A 25601-nucleotide genomic window follows, 5' to 3' on the forward strand; every position below is an offset into this window, starting at 1 on the left:
CAAGCTACAACTCCTACGGATGAGGAATTAGGTAATGGCTGCTTCTGTGGAACATGGCTTAAATAATAGCGCTTTTATTCCTCCTTTAGAAAGTGGCGATCGCTTAACCCGCCACGAATTCGAGCGTCGTTATAAAGCAATGCCTAATAAAAAAGCAGAATTAATCGAAGGAGTCGTCTACGTGGCATCACCCCTACGTTTTAGAAGTCATGGTTTACCTCATGGAAACTTAATTGTTTGGTTAGGAAATTACAAAATTTCTACTCCAGGGGTAGAGCTAGGCGATAATGCTACCGTGCGCTTAGATTTAGACAATGAACCACAACCTGATGTTTTGCTGTTAATAGATAAACCAGCCAAGGGACAGGCACAAATCAGTGAAGATGATTACGTAGAAGGCGTACCAGAATTAGTAGCAGAAATAGCATCCAGTAGTGCATCGATTGATTTGTACGACAAAAAACGCGCTTACCGCCGCAACGGAGTGCAGGAATATATCGTTTGGCAGACTTTAGAAAATAAACTTGACTGGTTCTGTTTGCAGAATAGGGAATATTTGCCACTGGTGGCAGATGTAGATGGTGTGATTAAAAGTAAAGTATTTCCGGGTTTGTGGTTAGCTGTCACCTCACTAATCACAGGAGATATGACAAACCGTGCCAATTTGGGTATAGAAGTGATGCACGAGCGCAATGCTCACAACTTCCTCCTGGATTTGGCGGCTGGTGAAGCAGTACCTCTGGCAATGTTTGCACCCGTAATTCACGGTTAATTGTAATTTAAAATTCACCGCGCTCTCTATCTAGAGGGCGCTTTTTTTATATAAAAATTTACACAGATAAAATTTAAAAAAAATATCTGGTGTATTTGGGTACAATTACTAAATTGTTACTCATCTATATTAGTAAATGCATTGGTATAAATAAAAATAATTATCAAAACTTTAAGCAGTGAGTAAACTAAGTACTGACGTTCTCTTCAGAGTTAATATTCATTGTATTTTCACTGACTACATCTCTCAAATTTTAGTTTTTGTCTCAATTCAATATAAAATCTAAAACTTAAAATCCAAAATCAACATGGCAAACCTAACTCCTAATTCTAGTTTTAGTTTGACACTGCGCTTGCAGATTCCCAATCGTGTAGGGATGTTGGCATCGATAACCCAGGCGATCGCAACTACTGGCGGTAATCTTGGTCAAATTGATTTAATCGAGCAAACCCGCAAAGAATCCACCCGTGATCTGACTGTAGATGCTGCTAGTACTGAACACGCTGAAACCATTGTGCAAGCAGTCAAAGCATTGCCAGACATCAAGTTACTCAGCGTCTACGATCGCACCTTTAATTTACATCGCGGTGGCAAAATCAGCATTACTAGCAGAATTCCCTTAAAAAGTGTGTCTGATTTAGCAATGGCTTACACACCCGGAGTTGGTCGGATTTGTACTGCGATCGCTCAAGATCCAGAGGAAGTTTACAAGTTAACCATCAAACAAAATACTGTTGCCATTGTTACCGATGGTAGCGCCGTTTTAGGATTGGGAAATCTCGGCCCAGGAGCAGCCTTACCAGTCATGGAAGGCAAAGCAATGCTATTCAAGGAGTTTGCTGGGCTAGATGCTTTTCCCATTTGTTTGGCCACCCAAGATACAGAAGAAATTATCCAGACAGTCAAGAATATCGCGCCAGTTTTTGGGGGTGTGAATTTAGAGGATATCGCTGCACCTCGCTGCTTTGAAATTGAAAGAAGATTACGCCAAGAGTTAGATATCCCCGTTTTTCACGATGACCAGCATGGTACAGCAATTGTCACCTTGGCAGCATTGTTTAATTCTCTAAAGCTGGTACATAAATCAATGGCGGAAATCCGCATCGTGATTAATGGTGCTGGGGCGGCTGGAGTGGCGATCGCTCGGTTACTGAGGAAAGCTGGGGCAGAAAAAATCTGGATGTGCGACTCTAAAGGAATTATCTCAACCAGTCGTACCGATTTAACAGAAGAAAAACTGGAATTTGCCGTGAAAGCGCAGGGTACATTAGCGGGTGCAATGCAAGGGGTAGATGTGTTTATTGGAGTCAGCGCACCGGGAGTTTTAACACCAGAAATGGTGCAATCGATGGCGAAAGATCCAATTGTCTTTGCAATGGCAAATCCGATTCCAGAAATTCAGCCAGAATTAATCAGCAAAGATGTAGCTGTGATTGCTACCGGTCGCAGTGATTACCCAAATCAAATTAATAACGTTTTAGCTTTTCCTGGGGTATTCCGTGGTGCTTTAGATTGTCGGGCCCAGACAATTACCACCACAATGTACCTAGAAGCTGCAAGTGCGATCGCTTCTTTAGTTAAGCCTTCAGACTTGGATCGGGAACACATTATCCCTTCCGTCTTTGATGAGCGCGTCGTTACTGCTGTTGCTGCTGCTGTACAACAAGCAGCGCGTCAAGAAGGTATCGCTCGGAATTAATTAAAAGAATGGTGTTGCTGATTCCATGTATGAAAATGATTTTGCATAATACCAAAATCCTTTTAGAGACGTAGCACTGCTCCGTCTCTACATCCAGATTCATACTTCAATTCAGCAACGCCAAAAGAATAATTCTTGTAAGATTCACAAAAGTCTGAGCGCTGGCTTCCAGCGCTCAAAACTTTAAATTATCTCGTCCATTCTTTATTATTTAGACTACAATCGACTGCTCTATCGACTGATAGAGTGAAACAGATGGGAATTGATGTCTAAATTTAATGAAGTACCAAGCTGGAGGCGAGTTTATACAAGAACTACCGTTGATTTTGGCGGGGCCAATTCTAAAACATACTGAACCGAAGTCAGTGACGGTATGGGTGGCACTAAAACAGTCTTGTCAGGTAGAACTCAAGGTTTATGGCACAACAAATGATGGTAAAGCACTAGGAAATTGCTTATTAGAGGGGCAACGCTCTACCGTCGCTTTGGGCAAGTATCTTCACATTGCAGCTATAACAGCTCGGTCTATGGAGGAGCATCGTTTAACTAGTAACCGCATATATGCATACGACCTCCAATTTACTCTCGCTCATCATTGCCTGCAAATGCAACAAGCATTATGCTCAAACTCCTCTCCTACAGTCAGCATCAGCTACTTTGAGCATCAAAAACCAACCTTTGTTTTGCCGCCAAACCGTCTGCAAGATTTGCAAATTATTCATGCTTCCTGCCGTAAACCTCATGGTCATGGGTTTGATGCACTGCCGATTCTCGACAATTTGATTGAAGCAAAAGCAAATCAACCGCAACATCGCCCCCACCAGCTATTCCTCACCGGAGATCAAATTTACGGCGACGATGTAGCAGAACCATCGCTGTGGGTTGCCAGTACACTTGGTGATGCCCTTTTAGGTTGGGAAGAACAACTTCCTGTGAATGGAATATACTACACTCCCCAGCAACTACCTCCTGGAGAGCGAGCTGATGTGGCGACAAATCAAGCTGGATTGACCGCAGGATTACATAATAAAGCTGAGAAAGTTAACAGTCATCTTTTCAGTCTGGGTGAATATTACGCTACTTATTTACTAGCTTGGTCGCCAGTGTGTTGGCCAGCCGCATTTCCCAAAGGACACCAAGTAACGCACAAAAAGAAAACTATCAAGAACTGGAACCGACAAGTCCGGCACTTGCGCCAATTCATTTATACCCTTGGGAAAGTGCGCCGCGCCCTTGCCAATATTCCCATGTACACTATCTTTGATGACCATGATGTTACTGATGACTGGAACCTAAACCAAGCTTGGTGTTTGCGAGTGCTAGGACATCCTTTAGGACGAAGAATAGTCCAAAATGCCTTGTTAGCTTACACGGTGTTTCAAGGTTGGGGCAATACGCCTGAGCAATTTGCAGCAGGTAAATCCGGTGAAAAGCTGTTGGCGGCTGCACAAGCTTGGTCAGCTTCTAAAGGGAGAGATGCAAAGGCTGATGAGGCGATCGCTCATTATGTAGGTATGCCAGCTAACGATCCCCACACAGACTTACCGATTTTAGTTCGAGATGGTGCAGTGTTCATTCTGGATCGACATCCTGAAGCAATCACCTGGAACTACATAGTCAGGAGCGATTGCTATGAAGTAATTGTGCTGGACACGCGAACTTGGCGAGGTTATCCAGCTGATCAAAAACCAATTGCACCACCGATGCTGCTGTGTCCAAAAGCCTTTGAGCAACAACTAGTTTTACCTTTACAAGAAATAGCTGAACAAACTCAAATTCAAACTACATTTGTGATTGCGCCCACGAATGTATTCGGACTACAAGTGATTGATTGGATTCACCATTGGAATTTACAACAGGAGAAAGTTTTTTCAACTGATGTTGGAGATGCCTGGAACATTAATGTTGAAGCACTGGCGAAATTTCTAACTACTTTGTTTGAGGAACGTCAACAAGTTGTTATTCTATCAGGAGATATTCACTACAGTTCTGTTGCTCACTTGTCTTATGCACGCACTCATTCCAAATTACAGTCTGTCTTAGTGCAATTAACCGCTAGTGCATTGAAGAATGAAGAAATTTTGACAAGGCTCATTCATACACGATTGAAACATTGGCTACTACCAGAAAAAGTGCGACATTGGATAGGTTGGATTGATCCACCTAATATGGTAGAAATTTCGGATAAACAATTACACCATAATCGCCAGTTACTGACTAACTCTGAGTGGCATTGTGTGTTGGAGTGGGTACCTCGAAACAGCGTTCAGACTTCTGGCTTTGGAGCAGATATATCATCGTTGATAGCTCCCTGGAAACGAGCCGAAAATGCCAAATGGAAATGGTTACAACCCCTGATGTTTTGGAAATTTCGTTGGGTTCAGGAGGGGCGAGAAGTAGTTGGATTTAATAATTTAGGTCTGGTTCACTTTGAATTAGTAGATGAGAGTAGTTATTGCAAAGTTATTCAAGATTTGTACTGGTTTTCTTCTTGGTATCCAACCCAAGTTGTTTACAGCCGTTTTGAGAGCCAGTTAACGCCTAATCAGTCATTGTTACGATGACCAGTTTTAATTAATTCTGGGTACAAGGCCCCACTGTGTTCCAATTAAAAATTGATAATTAAAAATAATTCTTTAATTTTTAATTTTACATTTTTAATTGGGTTGACCCCAGAAGATCCCCCCAATCCTCGAAAAGTGGGGACTGGGGGAGGGGTTCTGATGTTCCTAACTAAACTTTTGCTTCCAAAGACTTGAGTAACTCTGTATTCACACCCGATTCACGAGTCAGGGCAACTTTGCCAGTGCGGGCGACTTCTCTCAAACCAAATTTTTGCAACACCTGCACGATCGCTACCATTTTACCTGGATCTCCTACAACTTCTAAGGTGAGAGAATCTTCCGCCACGTCCACGACTCGCGCCCGGAAAATCTGAGACAGTTCGATCACTTCTGAACGATTGCTGGTACTAGCATTCACCTTCAAGAGCATCAATTCCCGCTCTACACAAGGAGTTTCGGTAATATCCTGTACCTTAAGGACATTGACTAACTTGTATAGTTGCTTAGTGAGTTGCTCGATAACGCGATCGTCACCAGGTACAACCATCGTAATTCGAGAGACTCCTCCTTGTTCAGCAGGGCCAACAGCAAGGCTTTCAATATTAAAGCCGCGACGGGCGAATAAACCAGAAATGCGGGAAAGAACACCCGCCTCATCTTCTACGAGAACTGAAAGGGTATGTTTCATCTTCGCCAACAGAGGCTAGCACAGGATTTGAGGAACGCAGATTCTAGTACCGCTTGGCAGAATTCACTTATTCAATCAAAATTCCTTGAGTTACAAACTCTTGACATTTTGTCAAATGTAGGTTTTTTCTGTCGTAGCGTACTACTGCACTAATTGTCAGTGCGACCTTTTATTGTAAACTCAATAGCTGCACTCATTGCATTCTCTAGAAATAAAAAATTGAGCAAAAATCATCCTGCAAGGAGGGATTTCATTAAATGCATCTCTTTTCTTAGGCAGATGCGGCATTTTTGTGAAGCTTTTATACTCAGATTTGATAAACCGAGAATTAGGAGAAAAGTTTTTATGGGTTGGTTACAAAGATTATTTGGGATGGAAAAACCTCAAAATGCACAAGTAAATCCTACTGCACAGTCGATAGCACAAGCTCCTAATACTAATGATGCTCCTACTGCTACTCAATCAATTCCCCCAGAACGTGTGGGATTAAGCGGTGAATATGACCAAAGTGGTTTGGCAAAGCGGGTAGCATTGGCATTTGATCAAGACCCCCAACTCGATGATGTTGATACCCTTTGGGTTGCTCAGACTGGTAGCACTGTGGTGTTGAAAGGTAAAGTTCCCAGTCAAGAAATTCTCAACAAAATGGTTTCTGTAGCTCGTTCTGTTAGTGGGGCTACAGATGTTGACACTAACCAAGCCACGATTGGCTAGGTGTTAAGCAATTCAAAATTCAATAGTGGCTGCGATGCCTATGGCGGGCTACGCCTACGCTAACCCACCTCCCAATCCAATCTAAAATAGCTTGGTTGACTTGTTCAGGACATTCATCATGGGGACAATGACCAACATTTTCTAAGTTCAACACTTCCAATTTCTCGTTGTACTGGGCAAATTGACTAGCCAGGGCTGGGGGAACAAACCGATCCTTTTGTCCCCAAATTAATAACATGGGAATTGTTAAGGTTGGTAATACTTTCTTGACACTGGGACTAAAGTTAATTCCAAGGGTAGCTTTGAACAAAGCACTGAAAGCTCTGGCGGAACCTCTATCTTGGGGAGGCCCTGCTAGAATTTCTATGAGTTCATCGGTAATCGCCTCTGGGCTAGCGTAGGCAAGACTAGCCCAGCGACGCAGCACCCCAGGACGGCGCACGAAGTTAAATACAGGTTTAAGAATCAACGGCGAAGCGACAATATTTTTAATTGCTCTGACAACTGGTTGCAGTACAAGTGGAATTGCTTCTTGCTCTAGTGAAGGGTCGGGTAAACTCATCATCACCATACCCAACACCATATCGGGATGAGTAGCGGCGGCGGCCATAGAAATCAGTGAACCGTTAGAATTGCCCACCAAAATCGCTGGTTGACGGATAAATGTTTTCCAGAAATCGTAAACCTGCTCAACCCAGAGTTCGATGCTGTAATTAGCTGCGGCTTTTTCAGAAGCGCCAAAACCCAGCATATCGATGGCATACACTGTATGATGCTCACCCAATACTTCCAAATTATGTCGCCAATGACCAATAGAAGCGCCAAAGCCATGTAGCAATATTAGTGGTATTGTATTGTGCTGATTTGGGCTAGGGCGAATGTAAGTGTAGCGTGTTTGCCAGCCGCGCCAAACCCAATCTCTTTGATTACCAACCCGTTCCTGCCAGTGTAATGTAGTGGTCACAGTCTCCTTTAACTCAGCAGTGTGAAAATACTATTATAAAATTTTCTTTAATTTTAAGATAGAACTTACGCAAAAATGACCAAAAAGTTTCATTTATCGAACCGCCAAGAGCGCCAAGTACGCCAAGAAATAATAATTTAAGAGATTTGGCGCGACCTCACAAAGAAATGGTATTAGATTTATAAAAGAGTCTTAAAAAATGAGTTGGCTACGCTATTTTATTTGCCTTTAGAGCAAAGCACCACCACAACTAGAACCACATCCAGCTGTACAACCATAGCAATAAGCAGCAGTTTGTATCTCACTAATCAGGTCTAAACTGTCAGCTTCTAATAGTTTGCTAATCGTTAAAGCTTCACCATTGCGATTTTTTGCAGGCAAATTCATCATTTGGTTAAAATCGCAATCATATACATTGCCTAGATAGTCAATTGAGAGTTCATCGCGGCACATTAAATGTTCAACTGTGTCAGGATTAAAATGCGATTCTAAAAACTGCAAATAGCTAGTGTACAGTTTTCTCCGTTCTAAATGCATTTTGGTTCTACCAACTGGTAGGTTGGTAATGGTGAAGAGGTTACTAAACACAATATTAAAATGTTCTTGTAAGAACATTTTGTAATCTCGTTCTAGGTTAGTCTGTTCGGGAGCTAAGGAAAAATTTTCATTCGTGGGTAACTGGGGATTAAATACCAAGTCCAAAATTAAATTTGGCTCTTTACCATAGCCAAGTTGGTTAAGCCACTGCAAAGCTTTGACTGAACTATCAAAAACACCAGCACCGCGCATTTTATCAACATTATCTGCTAGATAGCAGGGTAGGGAAGCCACAACTCTTATTTGGTGTTGAGCAAAGTATTCTGGTAAATCAGCAAATCCATCTTCAAAATAAATGGTCAAATTAGACCGGACAATTACCTGTTTATCAGCTGCTTTTGCTGCTTCTACCAATGGCTTAAATCCATAATTCATTTCTGGTGCGCCACCAGTTAAATCCACAATTTTAATTTCAGGAAATTTATGGATTAGCGAAATCAATTGTTCGCAAACTTCCGGAGAAAGTTCTTCTGTACGTTTTGGGCCGGCTTCGACATGACAGTGTGTACAAGCAAGGTTACAACGCTTACCTAGATTAATTTGTAAAACAGTGATTCCCTTTTTCGTAAAAGGATAATTGAGTTTGTTTTTAAATGGTGTAACTTTAGATTGAGTTTGCATTAGTTACTCTTTAAATATGGCGAAAATATATTCAATTCTTCTAACCTTGCAATAATCTGTAGGTTATTGCACTAATAATTGCAGCAGTAGGCAAAGTTAAAATCCACGATAATAGTATCTGATAAAAAACACTTAGATTGGCTTTTTTGCTAGTCAACCCTACTCCAAAAATAGAACCAACTGAAACGTGAGTGGTAGAAACCGGAAGCCCAAACTGACTAGCTGCGATTACCAGAATTCCAGTTACTATATTTGCTGATAAGCCCTGAGTATGATTCAATGAGGTAATCTTTTCACTCATGGTTACTGCAACTTTTTGGGAGTTGATTAAACCGCCGAGTGCCATTGCGATCGCAATCGTGATCATTCCTCCCTGAATCGAAAAATACTCAATAACTAGAATGAGTGAAAAAATCTTGGGAGTATCATTTAATCCTCTAGCAAAACTGACAATTCCAGCGCTGAGAAAATGGCAAGTATCAATTATTTTTTGATTTATTGCTAGATTCCATTTTGGAATTATATAGTTATATAAACTGTAAATTCCTGCTCCCAAAGGAATAGCAATAATTGGACTGAGTAATAGAGGCAAAATAAAAGAAGTTCCCAAAGCTGCAAAATTAACTTTGAGTCCGATCGCAACTAATCCAGCGCCAACCAGCGCACCTGTTAAACTATGAGTTGTGGAAATGGGAAACCCCATGAAGGTGGCTATCAGCACAGTTAAACCAGCAGCGATCGCAACTGCCAAATGAAACTCTGGTGAATTAGCGATCGCATCAGGCACTAGTCCTTTACCAGAAAAGTTTTTAATTAGTGTACTTGCCACAAAAGTTGCTGCAACTGCACCAGCAAAAGTTGTAAAAGTTGCCCACAAAATAGCTGTTTGATAGCTACAGGTTCGGCTACCAAACAACGTTGCGACCCCTTTAAAGTTATCATTTGCACCATTAGAATATGCTAAAAAAAGCGTGGCGATAAATAGACTAATTAACAACATTTTGGGGTTTATAAAGAAGAAGTCATAATCCAGAATCCAGAATTAATAATGCAATTAATGAAATATTCAAATTGTGCATTCATTCCCAGCCGTACAGAGTAATTCTGACTTCTGGCGCCTGAATTCTTTCTTAAAAAATTAACAGCAACCACCACCGCTATAGTGCCAAGTTGAATTGGTGACAATTATTTCTGCTGGGTTGATAGCCGCAAGTTTAGCAGCAGTTTTATCACACACTGCGGCGGGAATCCCACGCTGGAGTAGATGACCTGCTGAGTCGTCGAAGAATGGTTCCAAGCCAGCATAAACTGCTGTTTTTCCCGTGAAGATACAAGCACCATCTTCTGGAATAGGAACTTTAAATGAGACGGAATCCAGACTTTCTAAAAGTAGATGTTCTTCTAAATTATAAGTCTGGGAATCTAGTAAACGGTAAGGACGACGAGCGCGAATTTCAACTTGACCAAAGCCAGCATTTGTAATCCGTTCAGTATACTCTTGATATGTGAGTGCGCCTGATAAACACATGGCTCTTAGTCGTTCATCTTGTTGAAGATGTGCTGGAATTTGACTAGTAGCAATTGGATCGCTCATCTGCAAACGTCCGCCTGGTTTTAATACTCGATAGGCTTCTTTTAAAGCACGGGTTAAATCTTCTGGTTCAAAAATATTGAACAGGCAATTTTGCGCCACGATATCGACGGTACTATCAGCAACGGGTAGGTTAAAAGCATCGCCTTCGCGGATTTCTACAAAGCTGGTGTCAAACCACGGGTTTTCTTGAGCAGCAATTTCCAGATTGCGTGCAGCAGCTTCCCTCATGGCCCCAACCGGTTCAACGGCAATTACAGCACCTGCATGGCGGGAAAAATAAGCAAATTGCAACGCTTCTAAGCCACCGCCAACACCTACATACAGCACGGTAGGTTGGTTTCCTAGTTCAGTGGGGTGAACGGTGGTGCCACAACCATAGTTCATTTCCTGCATTGACAAAGGAATTTTCAACCCTGGTAGTTGCAGGGGTGTACTTTGCACACAACAAAGTCCAACTTGCGGGGTTTCGGCAACTTCGCGGTAGAATTGCGCTGCTGTTTCTAGATAGGTCATGCAGTTTTAGATTTTAGATGATGACAGCTTTGTGCATCCTAATATAATTAACCCGGAGTTGGATGAGTTTTTACTCAGATTGCCAAAAACCCCAAATCTTCCTGGAATAGAAAACTTTGGGGTTTTACCGTTACTTCACACTGGAAAGGGGGGAAGGAAGGAGAGTTTTTTCCCCTCTGCCTCTTTTCAATGCCACATCCCAAATTCAATCATGCAATGTGTAGCCGACACCACTCACAGTTTGAATGAGACACTTTTCGTTATTGGCTTCAAGTTTCAGCCGTAGGTAGCGCATCTGAAGTTCAATGATGTTGGCATCGCCCATAAAGCCGTAACCCCAGACTTCTTGTAAAATCCGATCGCAGGTAATTACCTGTCGCGGATGGGCCAGTAAATATTCTAGTAAATCAAATTCCTTAGCAGTTAACTCAATTAACCTCTGATCTCGGTACACTTGGCGCGTGCGACGATTTAAAGTTAAGTCTTTAAATTTTAAAACATCTACGCCGTCTACTAGCTGGCTTCTTCGCAAGCGATCGCCAACTCTGGCTAATAATTCATCAACGCTGAAGGGTTTAACCAGGTAATCATCAGCACCAGCGTCTAAGCCTACAATGCGATCGCTCACTTCGTCTTTGACAGTTAATAAAATTATCGGCACTTTCTCAGCAATACTTCGCAAGCGGCGGCAAATTTCTAATCCCGATAAACCAGGCAACATCCAGTCTAAAATTACTAAATCTAAATGTAACTTACGCGCTGCGGTAAGTGCAGTTAATCCATCGTAGGCAATACTGACTTGATAGCCTTCGTAATTCAATTCCAATTCGACAAATCGTGCCAGTTTGACTTCATCTTCAACCAGTAAGATGTGCGTCATGATAATGTTAATGATTTCAGCAGGATACGGTAAGCAAAAATACTGTCTGGAAACACTTTAGGGAGGTGTCAGCTACTTAAATAGCCAAACATCTAAATTGGGTGTACGTTAGCTTAGTATAAACCTGAGTAAGTAACAACCGTAAATCTACAATTACTGATCGCTGCTTGATCAAAAAACTATCCAACTGGCTATTAGCAATAGACTGTGACATCTTCACCGCATTCATCGGCAAGATAACAGAGCGCTTTAAAACGCAAACCAACCACTTCCTCGTATAGGGGATTTAATTTACACATCGGAGGAATGTGAAACAGCTTCCGGCTAAAAAGCGTGATGTCTCGCTCAAAGGGACACTGAGCAGGAATAGCTTTGCACAATAAATGAGCTAATTTGGAGTTATGAATTTCTATCGTTTCCAACCACTGGCGGACTGGATGGAGTAAATCATTGTGTAACCGGGTTTGAATAAAACTTCTCATAATTTTTCACCTTAATAATTTCAAACTAGATCAGTTGGTTGTATTGGAACCTCTATAAATATATACGGTTAGGTTCTATAGTTTTATGCACTGATTGCTCGTTTTTTAGTTCTCTACAGAAGAGATAGAATGAGTCTCTAGGCACACTGTTAACTACAGATTCAATTGCCAAAATTTCGGATGATTTGCCAAGATGAGCATACTAGATATTGCCGGACTGCAATATAGTTAACCAACTTATTTGAGGCGCAGCTACTTACCCTAAAAAAGCATTTAGCTTCAGGTGAACTGCGAAAACTAATGACTAATGACTTTTTTAGTAACAAAAAGTTCCTTTTTGACCGATGGGCGCCAAGTTACGACTGGCTCTTTCCTTCAGTGTTTTATCAAGCCATTCACAAACGGTTGCTGGAGTACGTCGATTTACCAGAGACAGCAAATGTACTTGATATCGGCTGTGGTACTGGACGCTTACTTGAGCGCCTTGCAACTCAGTTTCCCGACCTGCAAGCGATCGGATTGGATCTATCTGCTAATATGTTGCGGGTAGCCAGACAAAGTAACCGCCACCGTCCACGCTTAATTTATGTCGAGGGCAAAGCTGAGTCTCTTCCCTTTGCTGATGGTCAATTTGATGGTGTTTTCAGCACTATCAGCTTTTTGCACTATTTGGAACCTAAACAGGTGCTTAGTGAGATAGCACGGGTACTTTCCCCCAGTGGACGCTTTTATTTGGTTGATTTTACCTCTATCAAAGAGACAGAATCTCAATTATTGCCAGTTTCTACCCTTGGAATTAGACTCTACAGCCCTAATCAACGTCAACTTCTTGGCTCCTCGGCTGGGTTATTGTGTTTGAATCACTACTATTTACTAGGGCCAGTCTTACTAACAGTCTTTGCTAAACCTCAGATTTGAAAATGGGGAGTAGGGAATAAGGAGTGGGGAATGGGGAAAGTAAAGGGTTGGAAACAGCTTGTATCAAGCCTTGTTCTGGGATCTTAATTACGAATTACGAATTACCTCGATGTTCCATAAACACCACAGGAACTTTAAACAGCCTTTTAGCTAATTGCGAAAATCTAAATTTCCCCTTGAGCGAAGACTTGCCTTTTGTTTTAGGGAATTGTGGTAAGTCTTCAAAAGATATTGGCACAAAACCAAAGCGACTGTAAAACTGCGCCAATCGTTCACCTAAACATTCAAGATAAAGTGGTTGCGTTGCTGTATTAATCAAATGCTGCGTTAGCAAAGTACCTAAACCGCGACCTCTCCAAGGTGATGCAACTACCAAACTACCAAGTTCTTGTGCCCCTGAGAAATTACGTAGTTGTCCACAAGCTACCAGATTCCGTAGGCTTTGCCCTCCGTAGGCATTGCATTCAACTACCCAAAATTGCTGCCAATTTAATTGGGTTGGATCGAGTTTCGCTGAAAACACTAGCAATCGAATCGACCACTGATCCCCAGAGGTTGCCTTGCGAAGTATACACCCAGATGGTAACGACAGATTGCTCTGATTCATTCATTACACAATGATTAGTTTGTATCACAATCATCACATCATATTATTCACCTAGTACAGACAGGCGGCAATAAACTTCCCTTAACTATAGAAAGCGCTGTAAGGTTAAAAAATTCTACATTCCTAGATTTTTTTCAGTATACATGAGTATTACTAAACAATACTTCCGATAGAGGTAGAAATCAGCCATAACTATATCTGGATAGATGCACTCACACCCCTAACCTTCTTAAGATAATATCAACAATAAAATTATTAGGAATGCAATAATGTCTGAACCACAAAAATCTGGTAGCCAAGAAAATACACCCGCTTCTGGTAATTACGAAACCACTCTTGACGAAGGTAAGCGCAAAACTGGCGATGATGAAAAGAGCGATGCTAAATCCACTGCTACACCAGAAGCACCAGAAAATGATTCTGTAGCAGGTAGCCCCAATCAGGGAACTGAGTCACGTTAATTGGTTTGATCTTTCTCAAGCTTCAATAATCTACTTGGGTTTTTTTAGTAATCCCGATTTACAAAACTTTGAGTGGATAGTTGTGATTTATATCACGATTATCCACTTATTTTTTTGTGTGAGAATTATTTTTAGGAAAGCTGAGGGCTTAGGTGATAAGTGCGTAGATGCAGCCCACTATAGGCTATCACTTTAGTACAATATCTGAAGTTTGTCAGCACAACCTTAAGAAAAAATCACCTATTTCTGAAAATCTGCTAAACTTCACGATTCTTAATCATGCCAGCTTACTCCTGTGGCTGACAGAAGTCACACAATCCAATAGGCTGATCTTAAAGTGGTAATTTTTCATAAAGCTCATCTGCATAAAAAGACAGGCTTCGTTGTCCAGCATTTTTGGATTGTTGCCTATCCTCTCTTATCACTTAACCCTTAATAGCTACCTATACAAAAAATGCCCCTGAAAATCGTCCAGAACTTTGATAGCAGTTTCACACTCGAAGCACAAGCCCAAAAAACTTTATTCAATTTATTGACCAGCGAGGCTTTCTTAAAACAAATTTGTCAACAGTTACAGTGTGAGCAAGTTAAATTTACAGAATTGCTTTTTCAACCAGTTCCTTACAGCTTAACTACGACTAAAGGAATGCCAGAAGAATTTGAAAAGTATCATGATTCTGATGAATATGCCATTATAAACGTTCCACCAAATTTTATGTTTAGTGCCAAGGTTTTTAAACCCAGTCGTCTTTGTGCAATTTACCAAAAAGTGGATAACGGGTAATTTTAAAGATAGTTTTTTCCTACTTAGCAATTTTGCAGGCAAAAAATAGTAAGTTTAATATTTGATGTATGGCTCTTGAAACTAATCTTTCTTCTTTGGCAGCCCTGGAATACATACCTTACATTGACGATCGCGGTCAATTACCCGAACAATTTCAAGGTAAAATCGGGGTATATGCTATCTTTGACCAAGAAAAAGTGCTGCAATTTGTAGGATATTCCCGTGATGTTTATCTCAGCCTCAAGCAGCATTTAGTTCGTCAGCCACAGCAATGCTATTGGGTCAAAGTTCAAACTATTGAACGTCCTAGTCGTACAATTTTAGAAAATACTGAAAATGCTTGGATTGCTGAAAATGGCAGTGTCCCTTGGGGAAATGGGGATCAAAAGGAAAAATGGACTCATCCTATTGATGTCAAAGTCGTAATGACACCTGAAGAACAGGCAAGTTATCAAAATCCAGCTAATGATGAATTAGCACAAATAAAAATTCTTAAAAATGTGGCGCGGCGAGTAGAAGCAGAAATTTCAACGCAATTATTGGAAGTACGTGGTTTGCAAATGCAAATTCGCTTCAATCCGAAATTGAAAGAAGAAGGTTTATTAGATTTGAAGTGAAGGTAGTTTTGGGGAAAACTATCTTAAGAATATTGTTTCTAATCTCCCATGACAATACAGCTGCTGAACGATCGCTATCAAGTTATCCGCACACTGGGCGCTGGTGGGTTTGGTGAAACCTATCTAGCAGAAGATACCTATATGCCCTCAAAGCGCCGTTGTGTGGTTAAACAGCTAAGACCGATTCACAACAATCCCCAAATTTACCAGTTAGTGCAAGAAAGGTTTCAACGCGAAGCAGCTATTTTAGAAGAACTTGGTGGCGCAAATGACCAAATTCCAGCATTGTATGCCTATTTCTCTTCTGGTGGACAATTTTACTTAGTTCAGGAGTGGATTGAAGGCGATACCCTAACTGGAAAAGTTCAAACGCAGGGGCTATTTAGTGAAGCCGCCATCCAGCAATTATTAATGAATTTATTACCTGTCCTGGATTACGTTCACTCTAAGCATATCGTTCACCGCGATATTAAACCGGATAACATTATTGTGCGTCATCGGGACGGTAAACCAGTCCTGATTGATTTTGGCGCTATCCGGGAGTCAATGGGAACAGTAGTAAATTCTCAAGGCAATCCTACCAGTTCGATTGTGATTGGTACACCTGGCTATATGCCTAGCGAACAAGCCGCAGGTAGACCAGTTTATTCGAGTGATTTATACAGTTTAGGAATGACGGTAATTTATTTGCTGACTGGTAAACAGGCGCAACAACTAGAAACGGATTCCCAGACGGGTGAAATTGTCTGGCGAGAGTACGCAAGTCATGTTAGCCCAATTATGGTAGGAGTAATTGATAAAGCGATCGCATATCATCCACGCGATCGCTATCCTACAGCTAGAGCAATGCTGGATACTTTGCAGAGCATAGCAAATCCAATTCCACCCACGCAACCCCTGTTGACTCAACCAATAGTCTCTGCATCGCCACCTCAAACAGTGCCTGTAAAACCACAGCCTACCCCTCAAGGTGATAATCAGAATAATATCCTCATTGGTAGTTTGATTGCAGGTGGGCTAATCGGTGCATCTGTGATTATTAGCCAAGTGTTACCAAAATCTTCTCAATCTACAGCAGACAAAACGGTATTACCTTCACAAACACCGTCAACTGTCACAAGCCCCGTAATAGAAACTCCTAAATTTATACCAACCACCCCATTTCCTACTCAATCTATAACAATATCGCCAGATGCTACTACGCCTGTCAGCACTTATTTCTGGCTTTCCCAAAGACTTGTAACTGATACAGATTTGGATGGAAAAGACGGTTTTGAACTAGATATTATGCGAAATTCGATTTTTGCTAATCATGGTCGCCGTTTTGATACTCCTGAAATACAAGATTACTTTAATAAGCAACCTTGGTATCACCCTATATATTCACCACAAGCATTTCCACCTAAATTACTGTCAAAATTAGAGCAACAGAATGTAGAGTATATCAGCAAGTATCAAGATCGTTATGGCTTGAGATATTTTAAGAAATAAGATTTTTGTAATTATACCATTTTTTTGTAATTCAACCATTTCACAAAATATTTGATATATATATAACGGTTATCCTTTGCATAAACTACTTTTTTGAACCTTACCCCAACCCCTCTCCTTACTAAGGAGAGGGCATAGTGCTGTACATCCTTACACGCGATGCATTTATTGCAAAATATTCTTGTAAATGGTATAAGTTCTAAGTATATTAGCTGGGGCTTATCAAAGGATTTATTGCTGCTTATTAGATAATATCTAGGCTAGCTAGTGTAAGATAGTAGACAGATTACTAAATATTTAATAGCCTAAAATCGCTAGCTATTAGATGCTAATGCTAGCGAAGTCTATATGGAGTTAGAGCTAAACTGTTCTTTTCTTACCCAAAGTCCATCTGTAGATACTAGGCAGTTTGAGAACCAGGCATTTATATTTAATATATAAAATTGCTATCTCCAAGATTAGCAATCCATAAGTTAAAGAAATGCCATTTTTATATTTTCTTTGTTATTTTGTATTTAACGGGACAGTTCTTCCCGATTTGGTGGGGTTAAATAACAATTAGTTAAACAATTTCCCCCTAAGGATGCATGTAAATTATTTGCCTTGTGCTTCTTTTCTTGGCTAATTTACAAGCACAATGCAAATTGGTTAACAGATTACATGTTAATATTTCCAATCGGCAAATAGTTCATCTACACAAGGAAAACCTTGCCTACTACTATGCTTAAAACCATTAATCAGCGTATTTTTCTGCCTGCTTTTGTTAGCCCTTTAGAAGAAAAGAATAAAAAAGGTAGTAAAAAGCAATTTACTAGACCTAAATTAGATTTACTGCAACCATTACGTCAATGGCTGGATAAAATTGAGATTCAGAATCGGAAATTAGCTAAATTTATTGCTAAACTAATTCCTGCTCAGTGTCCATTCGAGCGCGATATCATGCTTTTTGGTCGCAAAATAGGGCATATTCCGCCAATGTGCAAACTTAATCCGCTTTATAACGAACTTGTCTATTTGCGTTTTCGTGCTTTGTGTTATCTAGTAGATCAGTGTGGAGAAGATATTCAATCCTACTGCTAAACATAACTAGAGAAAACACAATATGGAAATTAAAATTGAGCATCAACCTAAAACTTGAACGCCTCAATGAATTGGGTATCTCTAAATGGGATATTTGGGAAGAAGGAAGTCTCAAAATTCCCTTTGACTTATGATTCTCAAGAAACTTGCTACTTTTTGGAAGGTTATGTTCTTGTTACTCCTGATGGTGGACAGCCAGTGCAAATGGGTAAAGGCGATTTAGTAACTTTTCCTGCTGGCATGTCCTGCACCTGGGAAATTACAAAGGACGTGAAAAAACATTATTACTTTGATTAATCAACAGAAAAGATTGATCCCCGTTGTCTAGTTGATGATCCACAATACCAACATCTCACAACTCAATTTGGATTTCTCCTATAAGGGGGTTCGCAGCGAGTGTCATAGGATAAAGTGGCAGAATCAGTAAATTGCTTATATCCATATCTCTCGAAACTTGTTGCGACTCCATCCCCTAAACAATATTCATAGAAATAAATAGTCTCATTTCCTCCGAATTTTGCAGAAAGTTCTTGCCAAATTGGTGGCTGATAACTAAAAATATAGTTGTAAAATTTTGCTGCCTCAGCTTGGTTGTAATTATAACTTCCTTGGTATTGAGAAAAATCACCGTTGAAATTTAGCTTGATATATTTAACCTGATTCTTCACAAAGACGATCGAAAAATTGCTTTTAGGAAACTCACGAAATAGCCGCCGAAAGCTTTGTGGAGCATAGATATAGCTAACGGTATCGCCATTGGTTTGTTTGGTAATATAACGGCCAAAATAGCGCTCGATTCTTTGAGGCGTTTGATTAAAAACATAGCGTCCCGCCATAGCAGAAAAACTATAAATACTGTTGATGAGCAAAAATATTCCAGTTAATCCGATAAAAGTTTGGCAGAGATGATGGAATTTCATAGCGTCGCCACCACAGAAAATCTAGAGAGTTCATAATCATGTTAGTGGGGCTTTAGCAGAAAAAGGTTTCATCCCACTGCCATTTTATTGAGGAAATTCATTAAAAATGTTACTACATTTAAGTACTTGGCAAGAAGTCGAAGCTTATTTACAGCAGTCAAAGGGGATTATTTTCCCTATTGGTTCCACAGAACAACATGGGCCAACGGGATTAATTGGCACTGATGCCATTTGTGCAGAAGCGATCGCATCTGGTGTAGGAGATGCAACTGGTGCGATTGTTGGCCCTACAATAAATGTGGGCATGGCACTACATCATACTGCCTTTCCTGGCTCAATCAGTCTACGTCCTAGCACTTTAATTCAAGTAGTGCGAGATTATGTAACTTGTTTAGCCAAAGCTGGTTTTAGCAAGTTCTACTTTATTAACGGACATGGTGGTAATATCGCCACCCTGAAAGCTGCTTTTTCAGAAACTTACGCCCATTTAGAAGATTTGCAGATTCCTAATGCTCAACAGGTGCAATGTCAAGTGGCAAACTGGTTTATGTGCGGTTCTGTATATAAACTAGCTAAAGAACTATATGGGGATCAAGAAGGTTCTCATGCAACGCCAAGTGAAGTAGCTCTCACGCAGTACGTTTATCCAAATGCGATTAAGCAAGCATATCTTTCACCAGAAGTTGCAAGTGGATATCGGATTTATAGCGCAGCTGACTTTCGAGTGCGTTATCCAGATGGACGTATGGGATCAAATCCGGCTTTAGCAACGCCTGATCACGGTAAGCAATTTTATGATTTGGCGGTGAAAGAACTTAGCAGTGGGTATCTGGAATTTGTAAACGCAGAATAAAAGTTATGAAGGATACTGTAGAGATGCGATTAAAATTGCGTCTCTGCACAAACTAGCAATCCTCAATTAAACGCACAGAAACAAGATCCCCGACTTCTTCAAGAAGTCGCGGATCTGCGAGTTGCAATTCTGACAATTAAAATCAGATATGTAGCTCAAGCCTCCTTTTGCTGAAACTGGCCCAATAACCAAGCTCCAACTTCAGATTGATTTATTTCACGGCTACGGCGTAAAGCTTCTTCTAAAATAGACATCGCTAATCTAGCCAACACCTGTGATTCTTGAATACGTTTACTGCCTTGATCCGCGATCGCATAGGCAATGATTTGGGCATTTTGGACATCCACTATCCAGTATTCAGCAACGCCTAATTCTTCGTAGAGCGATCGCTTTGTACCTAAATCATCCAACAGAGATGTTTTCGCAATTTCAATCACTAAATCTGGTGCAGGATAGCGATCAAGGTTGACAATTCCTGTACCTGCTGGGATAGTTTGAGCGCGTTCTCTCAAGTAATAGGCAACATCGGGCTGACAATCCTGAACACCAGTTTTACGAAAGGTGGTTGTGTCTAAACCTGTCGCCAGTATTCCTTTAAGTGCCGCAAATAAAGTTACCGCAAAAATAATTACAACATGGTCTTTACCATGATCAAAACTAACTGGTGGCATTTCCAGCCTCATGTGTCCTTTGTAGTAGTAACTCTTTCCCTTCTCGTTGAGTAAATTAGCGATCGCTTGCTCATACTCTTGCCAAGAAGCACAAATCCATATATCTGTCGGTAACTGGGTCTGAGTTTCACTCATTGCCTAACCCTTCTGCCAGTAATCTATATCCTTGTAACTTAAATTCTAAACTTCTAGCTCGACTCTTTAAACTCTGAAGCCAAATGTTCGAGTTCTGAAGGGGATGTTTGAGCTTCTGAACTGGGAAGTTTGACCTTTTTGCTCGAACGTTGAGCCTCTGAACTCGGAAGTTGCGCCTTTTTGCTCGAACGTTGAGCCTCTGAACTCGGAAGTTGCGCCTTTTTGCTCGAACGTTGAGCCTCTGAACTCGGAAGTTACACCTTTTTACCCGAACATTAAGCCTTTAAACTCGGAAATTGCACCTTTTTACCCGAACATTAAGCCTTTAAACTCGGAAGTTGCACCTTTTTGCTTGAACGTTGAGCCTCTGAACTCGGAAGTTGCACCTTTTTGCTTGAACGTTGAGCTTTTGAAGTTTAAGTTTCGGGTTCTGAGGTTAAAACTTGAAGGTATAAGGTTGGATGATGGTGATTGAAGAGGCGCTTTTCTAATTACTAGAAAGCTGTTGAGTTATTTTTTCTTTTTTAATTTTGGTTTCAGATGATCTGGCAGATTCTCAGACTGAATTGCATTACAACCCCATTTATAAGCATTTTCAATAGACTTTCCTGCTCCAAGAGCATCATAAAATCCCGTAGCAAAATGAATTGCGGCAGCATCTCCAATTGCATCATTCATCCCAATCACATAGTCAATATATTCTACAATTCCCTCGGCTTGCACCTCAGAATAGCAAGCATTAAGGAGAACACATTCGACGTGTTCAGCACACAGTTCAAATGTATTTGCTAAAGCCTCTGTAGTGACTAGTTTTGATTGTCCGTTTTTATCCTCTAGCACCAATCCTTCATTTCCAGATCCATGTCCGCAGAAATGGACGATTTGTGGTTCATGATCTAATAAGGCTCGACGTACATCAGCAGCCCGAACAGCCCATTTCTGTTCTAATCTGAATTGATCACGTTTCTGAGATCGACGTAAACCCTCATCAATTTCTCGTACCTCCTCACCCAAACGTAAGGGAGTTGAATTATTAGGATTTGCTGCCAAAATTAGTATTGTTTTCATGGGGGATGACTTTTTGTGAGTCACAATCTGGAGAATCTCTTCTGGTTTAAGTGGTTGCCAATTTTTTCGCCGTTTAACGCTGTGGGCTTTCAGCAGCGTTTTTTTAAGCCACGTTAATTCAGGAAACTCCTCAGCAATATGCTCAATCTCAATACACGCTTGAGATGTCCCAGTTTCCCTAAGTTGTGTTAAAACACTGTCTCTTAAGTTAGCAACACTTTCTCTAGCGCCCATATTGTGAGCAAGAACATCATTACTGTAATCAGGATCTCCACAATGAGGATACTGACAAACTAGCCAGATGTATAAATCCGCTAACTGTTTTTCAGTCAGCTTCAAATGCAAACCATGCGAGTAGCGGTAAGCAACTGCTTCAAATACTTCTCGCCCAAAGTCTGTATTTTGGTGGATAGCCGACCAAATAACCGCCCAGCTACTAGGTTCTGCACATTCGACTAATACCCTACCTGCAACTACAGCTTTCTGGTGTGCTTCTTCTTCTAAAGGTAGAGGAATAGAAACAAGGGATTTAGCAAACTCTCTAGCTCCAATCGATTCACGCTTTAAAAGTTCTTCAAGTAACTGTCCTATACATTTAGGCTTAATTGTTGCATCCTTAGCCTTTTCTAAAAGAACAGCTTTGAAAGGCTCATCCCAGCATTTCTCAAATTTATTAAGAATAAAGATATAGCCATGTTCCTCATTCTCCTTATTAATTATGGACAGCAGCGTATTCAGGGTTTCAGAAGGGGCATTTATGTATGCCCGCTTAACTAATTCGGTGTAGTAATGTTCTCTTTGGGTGGTGCTGCTATGAGGAAAGGCGACAATAACAGATGCCCACCGTTGCCATATCTTAGATGATATAGTATCTAAAAATTCTGGAGTTTCTTGTAAAAGCAATTGTAAAGCTTTACAGCCAGCTAATGCTGGACGATCATACGTATTTGTCCCTATCCATTCATAAGCTACTTGATTATATTCTTGAATATACTTTTTAGCGCCGTTGATAATTCTTTCACGAGTTTTTCTATCAGCTTCTTGCCATCCAGGAAGTTTTGTTAAATCTGATTCAAGCTCTTGTTCATAAGATTGACTATCTGGCTTAAGCAGCATCTCCATATTTATTTGCCACCAAGCTAATAGATTTCCTGACTCTAGTTGCTCTAAAAATAGAAGTACTCGTTCTTGAGGTGGTGGGTCTAAAATAGGTTTTTGTCTACGATTCTGCTGTTCTTGCATCCTTTGATAGTTAGACCTCAAATTCTCAGCCTGCATTGAATCCAAATCAATTGTTGAAAAATAGAATGCAAATTCTTCACGCAAGATATTATTAGTCTGAGTAGCTTCAAGGACAGCATTTATCTGTTTTAAATCATCACGCTTAAATTTCCACTGAATTAGGGCTGTCCAAATTCGCTCTTGCTGAGAATCAATATTTTGAAGTTTTCCGAGCATCCAAAAAACATCTTCTGTCAAAAGGGTATTTTCTGTTAATGAATGCAATAAAAAATATATATTTTCTCCTGATTGGGAAACTGTTATAACTGCCTGCTCAACAAGCTTGCGCCGTTTTTCAAGATTATTAACAAGTGATAATTCAAATTGTGCTTGAATCTCATTGTCGAAAGTTATGATTTTCTGATGTTCTCTCCACTGTATTAGAGCGACTTTAGTAAAACTTTCTGCTAGGCCAGGTAAATCGAGATGTTCCCAAGCTTTTAACATTATCGCATCTGCAAGTCTTTCAAATGAATGTCCAAAGCACCTAAGACCTTGCTTTTCGACCCACTTAAGAGCAACTAGCAAATCACATGACTGTAGTTTTGGTACGAGTTCAAAATCAAGAAATACTCGATACGATCCTGTAAAGTTTCTCTTCTTAGGTGGAGTTAAGACATTAAACAATTCCTCTACTGGTAGATGATCTGACCAAATTGCTCTGAAAATATACCCTTTAAGTTGGTCATCCTCATCTTCTGGCATTTGACTATAAATTAGAGACTTCAGCCGCAATCTTGCACTCGCATTACCAATTGTGCAGATTGCTTTTGCTGCACTAGCTCGGAGGTAAATTGATTGAGATGAATCAAGTGCTAGGTTTACCAACTCCTCCTGAAGTTCATCTACCTTACAAGCCTCAGCAATATCTATTGCTGCATTTCGTGCATCGATTGGCTTGCTTAAATCCTGAATATATGGAAGCAATTGTACAGCTAACCCAGAATGTTTAAACTTCTCGTATCTGGGATAATTATCTCTATGTGAATCAAATAGCTTTCCTTGCTCGTACTGTTTTAATAAGTTATCAACTATTGCTGCTCGAAGATTTGCATCTGTGGGTATGTCGCTTCGCAACAGTACATCAGGATCAGTCTTCATGATTTCCTGAAGTACGTCAGTCCTCATACTAGCTAGCCATGCTGCTGTCTCATGAAGTTGTGGGATTAACTTATGTTCAGGATCTTCAGGTGAAACAATCAGTTTTATTACCTCATTCAAAGGTGTTTCGTGCTGAACTAAGTACCATGCAGCCAGAAACTCAGCATAGGTTTGGTGTGCCCATCCCATACGACTTAATTCACCACGAGATGAGAATAAACCAGTATCTAAAACTTCTTCAACAGCTTCTTCACTAATTTCAAACTCTCTACCGTCAACTGTTTCGGTTCCTTGGCATATCTTCTCAATAAATACGTCATCATCTGGAACATCGCTCTGAATACCAGTCCAGATCGCAAATTTATTGCCAAAAATCGTGATTGCTGCAATCCTAGCCGCAAGCATTAAACGTTCTTGCCGTTTAAGTTTGCCTTTTAATTTCGATGAAATCCGGCTCTTATTTCGTTCTTCACAAAGCCAGAGACATCCTTCAAGATAAAGTTCATGCAACCTTTGATTAAGAGGAAATTTACCATCATAGTTACGATAAGTTTTAATCAGAAATTCTAATGTAATTGGTTTAATAGCCAAAGGTACAACATTTTTCCTGTTAATTTCTTCTAGAAATGCTTCAGAATTATCGATGCCTTCAATCTTTGCAGCTTTACTCACATCTACACGTCGAAGTGGAGCTAGTTCATAAATTCCTACACTATCTTTACCCCAAATTTCCTTCAGTCCTTCCTCTAAGACTGGTTGCCAAACAGCTGTTCGGCAGGCAATACGAAGATGTAAACGCTGGATATGATTCTGATAACGTTTGAACTCGTCAACTAGGAGTGTTGCTAATGTTTTTATTCGTAGCAAGCATTCATCAAGACTATCTAAAAAAATATGTAACTGATGAGTGCCTTTTAGCCATTGAGTAAATTCTAGACTGTCAAATAATCTGCTAACCAGTCTGTCTTCACTTCCATAAGAACGGATATCTAACGAAAGTACCTGACCACCTTGTTTTTGAATTTCCTTAATAATTTCATTTTTCTCTGCCTCTATAGTATGACTTTTGCCAATACCTGGCTCACCCAAAAGTGCTAAACATGGTAAGGCAGAAATAGCATCAAAGGTTACTAAATCTGGATTGTATATTTTGCCCCACTTCTCTTCTGGGTCGCATAGATAACCGCCATCAGCTAGATTAATGTGACCTGACCGAGGACACCAGAACCGCTTCCATTTGTAATCTTGACTTGGCATTTTCACCGACAAAAGGCTGAAAACATTTTTACTATGTTAACCTCACTAACCCTTAATGATGCCTCTTAAAAGACAAGTTTTCGGGATAAATACTTCTGTGTAGGCGTAGCCCGTCGTAGACATCGCTCTCAAAATCTTAACTTTCAACCTCTGAACTCGGAAGTTGCACCTTTTTGCTCGAACGTTGAGCCTCTGAACTCGGAAGTTGCACCTTTTTGCTCGAACGTTGAGCCTCTGAACTCGGAAGTTGCACCTTTTTGCTCGAACCG

Annotated in this window: 21 protein-coding genes and 3 pseudogenes; 13 read left to right on the forward strand and 11 right to left on the reverse strand. The window is 40.5% G+C overall.

Annotated elements, in window-relative coordinates; genetic code table 11:
- Nucleotides 1-34: 34 nt before the first annotated feature.
- From RMZ43_RS11645 to RMZ43_RS11660, 4 genes and pseudogenes are all read left to right on the forward strand, one after another.
- Nucleotides 35-652, forward strand: a pseudogene (locus tag RMZ43_RS11645) (Uma2 family endonuclease); the annotation flags it as partial.
- Nucleotides 644-772: pseudogene (locus RMZ43_RS11650) on the forward strand (photosystem II q(b) protein); the annotation flags it as partial. The pseudogenes RMZ43_RS11645 and RMZ43_RS11650, both read left to right, overlap by 9 nt.
- A 307-nt stretch (nucleotides 773-1079) precedes the next feature.
- Nucleotides 1080-2471 (forward strand): malic enzyme-like NAD(P)-binding protein, encoded by a 1392-nt coding sequence (locus tag RMZ43_RS11655; RefSeq protein WP_322646612.1) that lies wholly within the window; start codon nucleotides 1080-1082, stop codon nucleotides 2469-2471.
- A 278-nt stretch (nucleotides 2472-2749) separates the two neighbouring features.
- The gene (locus tag RMZ43_RS11660) at nucleotides 2750-5035 is read left to right on the forward strand and encodes a PhoD-like phosphatase (RefSeq protein WP_322656229.1); all 2286 of its coding nucleotides are present in this window, start codon (nucleotides 2750-2752) and stop codon (nucleotides 5033-5035) included.
- A gap of 169 nt (nucleotides 5036-5204) precedes the next feature.
- On the opposite strand, the gene ilvN is transcribed toward RMZ43_RS11660, so the two are convergent.
- Nucleotides 5205-5723 carry an acetolactate synthase small subunit gene (gene ilvN / locus RMZ43_RS11665; RefSeq protein ID WP_322646614.1) on the reverse strand — a complete coding sequence of 173 codons (519 nt, stop codon included), beginning with the start codon at nucleotides 5721-5723 and terminating at the stop codon, nucleotides 5205-5207.
- A 345-nt stretch (nucleotides 5724-6068) separates the two neighbouring features.
- Between ilvN and RMZ43_RS11670 the strand changes: the two genes are divergently transcribed.
- On the forward strand, nucleotides 6069-6437 hold the full coding sequence (locus RMZ43_RS11670; RefSeq protein WP_322646615.1) for a BON domain-containing protein: 369 nt from the start codon (nucleotides 6069-6071) through the stop codon (nucleotides 6435-6437).
- Nucleotides 6438-6456: 19 nt separating this feature from the next.
- Here the strand turns inward: RMZ43_RS11670 and RMZ43_RS11675 are convergent, their stop codons facing one another.
- The 6 genes from RMZ43_RS11675 to RMZ43_RS11700 all read right to left on the reverse strand — a co-directional run bounded on the left by RMZ43_RS11675 (nucleotide 6457) and on the right by RMZ43_RS11700 (nucleotide 12088).
- Nucleotides 6457-7401 carry an alpha/beta fold hydrolase gene (locus RMZ43_RS11675; protein WP_322656230.1) on the reverse strand — a complete coding sequence of 315 codons (945 nt, stop codon included), beginning with the start codon at nucleotides 7399-7401 and terminating at the stop codon, nucleotides 6457-6459.
- A gap of 228 nt (nucleotides 7402-7629) precedes the next feature.
- A complete protein-coding gene (gene arsS, locus RMZ43_RS11680; RefSeq protein ID WP_322656231.1) occupies nucleotides 7630-8619 on the reverse strand; it encodes an arsenosugar biosynthesis radical SAM (seleno)protein ArsS in 990 nt (329 codons plus the stop codon).
- Nucleotides 8620-8659: 40 nt separating this feature from the next.
- Complete coding sequence (locus RMZ43_RS11685; RefSeq protein ID WP_322656232.1) at nucleotides 8660-9619, reverse strand: inorganic phosphate transporter; 960 nt, start codon at nucleotides 9617-9619, stop codon at nucleotides 8660-8662.
- Between the two features lie 138 nt (nucleotides 9620-9757).
- A complete protein-coding gene (arsM, locus tag RMZ43_RS11690) occupies nucleotides 9758-10726 on the reverse strand; it encodes an arsenosugar biosynthesis arsenite methyltransferase ArsM (protein WP_322656233.1) in 969 nt (322 codons plus the stop codon).
- A 205-nt stretch (nucleotides 10727-10931) separates the two neighbouring features.
- Nucleotides 10932-11606, reverse strand: a complete 675-nt coding sequence (locus RMZ43_RS11695; protein ID WP_322656234.1) for a response regulator transcription factor — start codon at nucleotides 11604-11606, stop codon at nucleotides 10932-10934.
- 194 nt (nucleotides 11607-11800) lie between these two features.
- Nucleotides 11801-12088 carry a Mo-dependent nitrogenase C-terminal domain-containing protein gene (locus tag RMZ43_RS11700; protein WP_322646621.1) on the reverse strand — a complete coding sequence of 96 codons (288 nt, stop codon included), beginning with the start codon at nucleotides 12086-12088 and terminating at the stop codon, nucleotides 11801-11803.
- Between the two features lie 300 nt (nucleotides 12089-12388).
- On the opposite strand from RMZ43_RS11700, the gene RMZ43_RS11705 reads away from it, so the two are divergent.
- Nucleotides 12389-13006 (forward strand): class I SAM-dependent methyltransferase, encoded by a 618-nt coding sequence (locus tag RMZ43_RS11705; RefSeq protein WP_322656235.1) that lies wholly within the window; start codon nucleotides 12389-12391, stop codon nucleotides 13004-13006.
- A 94-nt stretch (nucleotides 13007-13100) separates the two neighbouring features.
- Here RMZ43_RS11705 and RMZ43_RS11710 read toward each other — a convergent pair whose 3' ends face one another.
- A complete protein-coding gene (locus tag RMZ43_RS11710; protein ID WP_322656236.1) occupies nucleotides 13101-13613 on the reverse strand; it encodes a GNAT family N-acetyltransferase in 513 nt (170 codons plus the stop codon).
- A 269-nt stretch (nucleotides 13614-13882) separates the two neighbouring features.
- Between RMZ43_RS11710 and RMZ43_RS11715 the strand changes: the two genes are divergently transcribed.
- The 6 genes and pseudogenes from RMZ43_RS11715 to RMZ43_RS11740 all read left to right on the forward strand — a co-directional run bounded on the left by RMZ43_RS11715 (nucleotide 13883) and on the right by RMZ43_RS11740 (nucleotide 18343).
- Nucleotides 13883-14074: a hypothetical protein gene (locus RMZ43_RS11715; protein WP_322646624.1), complete on the forward strand. Its 192-nt coding sequence runs from the start codon at nucleotides 13883-13885 to the stop codon at nucleotides 14072-14074.
- A gap of 454 nt (nucleotides 14075-14528) precedes the next feature.
- The gene (locus tag RMZ43_RS11720) at nucleotides 14529-14858 is read left to right on the forward strand and encodes a hypothetical protein (RefSeq protein WP_322646625.1); all 330 of its coding nucleotides are present in this window, start codon (nucleotides 14529-14531) and stop codon (nucleotides 14856-14858) included.
- Nucleotides 14859-14926: 68 nt separating this feature from the next.
- Nucleotides 14927-15475 (forward strand): GIY-YIG nuclease family protein, encoded by a 549-nt coding sequence (locus RMZ43_RS11725; protein ID WP_322656237.1) that lies wholly within the window; start codon nucleotides 14927-14929, stop codon nucleotides 15473-15475.
- A gap of 48 nt (nucleotides 15476-15523) precedes the next feature.
- Nucleotides 15524-16966 carry a protein kinase domain-containing protein gene (locus RMZ43_RS11730; RefSeq protein WP_322656238.1) on the forward strand — a complete coding sequence of 481 codons (1443 nt, stop codon included), beginning with the start codon at nucleotides 15524-15526 and terminating at the stop codon, nucleotides 16964-16966.
- A 720-nt stretch (nucleotides 16967-17686) separates the two neighbouring features.
- Complete coding sequence (locus tag RMZ43_RS11735) at nucleotides 17687-18046, forward strand: Mo-dependent nitrogenase C-terminal domain-containing protein (protein WP_322646628.1); 360 nt, start codon at nucleotides 17687-17689, stop codon at nucleotides 18044-18046.
- A 22-nt stretch (nucleotides 18047-18068) separates the two neighbouring features.
- A pseudogene (locus tag RMZ43_RS11740) lies at nucleotides 18069-18343 on the forward strand (cupin domain-containing protein).
- A gap of 62 nt (nucleotides 18344-18405) precedes the next feature.
- Here the strand turns inward: RMZ43_RS11740 and RMZ43_RS11745 are convergent.
- The gene (locus tag RMZ43_RS11745) at nucleotides 18406-18966 is read right to left on the reverse strand and encodes a hypothetical protein (RefSeq protein ID WP_322656239.1); all 561 of its coding nucleotides are present in this window, start codon (nucleotides 18964-18966) and stop codon (nucleotides 18406-18408) included.
- 106 nt (nucleotides 18967-19072) lie between these two features.
- On the opposite strand from RMZ43_RS11745, the gene RMZ43_RS11750 reads away from it, so the two are divergent.
- Complete coding sequence (locus tag RMZ43_RS11750) at nucleotides 19073-19819, forward strand: creatininase family protein (RefSeq protein ID WP_322646630.1); 747 nt, start codon at nucleotides 19073-19075, stop codon at nucleotides 19817-19819.
- 155 nt (nucleotides 19820-19974) lie between these two features.
- Here the strand turns inward: RMZ43_RS11750 and RMZ43_RS11755 are convergent, their stop codons facing one another.
- Together RMZ43_RS11755 and RMZ43_RS11760 are read right to left on the reverse strand one after the other, a co-directional pair.
- Nucleotides 19975-20625 carry a Uma2 family endonuclease gene (locus tag RMZ43_RS11755; protein ID WP_322646631.1) on the reverse strand — a complete coding sequence of 217 codons (651 nt, stop codon included), beginning with the start codon at nucleotides 20623-20625 and terminating at the stop codon, nucleotides 19975-19977.
- A 510-nt stretch (nucleotides 20626-21135) separates the two neighbouring features.
- Entirely contained in the window at nucleotides 21136-25332 is a 4197-nt protein-coding gene (locus RMZ43_RS11760; protein WP_322646632.1) for a CHAT domain-containing protein, read from the reverse strand.
- Nucleotides 25333-25601 lie beyond the last annotated feature (269 nt).

Origin of the sequence: Nostoc sp. CmiVER01, from assembly GCF_034531135.2 — a bacterium.
Lineage (GTDB): Bacteria > Cyanobacteriota > Cyanobacteriia > Cyanobacteriales > Nostocaceae > Nostoc.